At 53.6% G+C, this 1789-nt stretch carries 2 protein-coding genes; both read right to left on the reverse strand.

Translation table 11 applies throughout. The annotated features are described in order from the left end of the window. Positions 1–531 precede the first annotated feature (531 nt). On the reverse strand, positions 532–948 hold the full coding sequence (locus C7H09_RS12445) for a GNAT family N-acetyltransferase (RefSeq protein WP_106763161.1): 417 nt from the start codon (positions 946–948) through the stop codon (positions 532–534). Between the two features lie 482 nt (positions 949–1430). Then, positions 1431–1787, reverse strand: coding sequence for a phosphopantetheine adenylyltransferase (locus C7H09_RS12450; RefSeq protein ID WP_106763163.1), 357 nt, complete (start codon positions 1785–1787; stop codon positions 1431–1433). Positions 1788–1789: the final 2 nt, after the last annotated feature.

Genomic DNA, 1789 nt, shown 5'->3' on the forward strand with positions numbered 1-1789 from the left:
GCGCCTACGGAATGGAGCCGAAGGCGCAATGTAGTAGGCGTCGCCGTGCCTGCACTGGTTAGGTTTATTTCCCATGCCTCGGCATAACATCAATGCTGCCCCACTGAAACTGCTTATAGATTGTATAGGGTAGAACCAATGTATCTGCGACTGCACACGCCATCGAGTCAAGCACATACCCGCCAATTTCGAATGAATTATAGATGGTTCCGTTCGACCGTGATGCAAACAGAGCAAAGCAAGCGTTATGTGCCAATCCGCTGTAGACGCGAGGCAACGAGTTGCAATTTGTTTTGCTGTTCCAGTAGCCATCCGATATCGCGCCATTTTCTGTGACACTGACGGTCTTAGTGGTAGCGCACCCACTGCATGCTAAGACCAGCAGGATGATTACCGTTTTAACTTCCTTGATCAAAGGGCCCCCTCCCTAGGTTGAGCCTGCGGCGTTGTAAAACCTAACGCCAGCCAGCATGCGCGGCTACGGAATGGAGGCGAAGCCGCAATGCAGTAGGCGTCGCGTGCCTGGCCTTGTTAATTGCCAATGGTCACCCCCGCATCCAGAACCCAGCAGCGATCATTGTGCGTGTAACCAAGCTGGCCATAGTACAAGTTGGCTGCCGGTGCTGCGATGAGTATCAATTTGCAGAGCGGCCCTAGTTGCTCCTGGGTCAGTGACTGCAATCGTTTGCCTATTCCTGATCTTTGATAGCTCTGGTGAACTGCCAAATCTGACAGGTAGCAGGCATAGTGAAAGTCCGTGACGCTGCGAGCGATACCGACCAACAAATCATCATCCCACGCGCTTACGGTGAGATTGGAATTTGAAACTACCCCCTCCATACATTCTCGGTCGTGGATTGGCCGACGTTCCCCGAGGGTAGAATTCTCTAGCAAACCAATGAACTGGTCAGTGGTAATGGGGTGATTCACCTTAAAACTGATAGCCATACCTTTCCTTGGCAATTAACGCTGAGGTAACCGGCGCCGGAGCGCAGCGAAGGGAACCAAAAGCGGTACGCTTTTGGCGTCCGGTTGACCGCCTGGTTAATGGCCGTTCACCACCGTAGTTGAGCCTGGTGCCCAAGACCACATGCCCTCTCCCGGACAGCTTGCACCAACTCAACGGATAGCGAAAGGAACCAGAACTCAAAAGCCGCCGACCCGATTACCGTTTAAGACGGACGGCCCCAGAACTGGGGCACGCCATGAATACCAACACCGCTGATCATTGCGGCAACCAAACCAGACAGCGAATTTTCCGGCCTTGGCCATCATCAGAGTAAGCGGGCTTACAACCAATCCCGGTGCCAAGGCCTTTACACCGCACCAGCAAAAACTCATGAATGCCGGGCCAATAACGCTTGCAGCATGCGCGCCTACGGAATGGAGCCGAAGGCGCAATGTAGTAGGCGTCGCCGTGCCTGCACTTGTTAAATTTGGTTGCGACTGATGACACGGATTGCTCCTGCAGCAACGAGTGCAACGGTGGCAATAATGTCTGCGATGACTACCTTGCGGACAGACTCATTGTACCCACCAACAGACCATGCAATAGCGATGAAAGACACAACGCTGACTAGGCCCGCAATAATCGCCAGTGTTTGAAGCGACGGCTGGAACGCTGCGTACACCATAAAAAGACCGAGAATCCCGAACAGAATGGCGCGGTGACGCATAAGGATTTCGATGTTGGGCTCACCCAGAGAAAGACCATACAGAGCGGCGAGGCGCTCAACGCCCAGCACCCCAGAAACGGGCAAGAGATGAATGATGCCTACGAGCACCAGCA

Origin of the sequence: Marinobacter fuscus, assembly GCF_003007675.1 — a bacterium.
GTDB classification, from domain to species: domain Bacteria; phylum Pseudomonadota; class Gammaproteobacteria; order Pseudomonadales; family Oleiphilaceae; genus Marinobacter; species Marinobacter fuscus.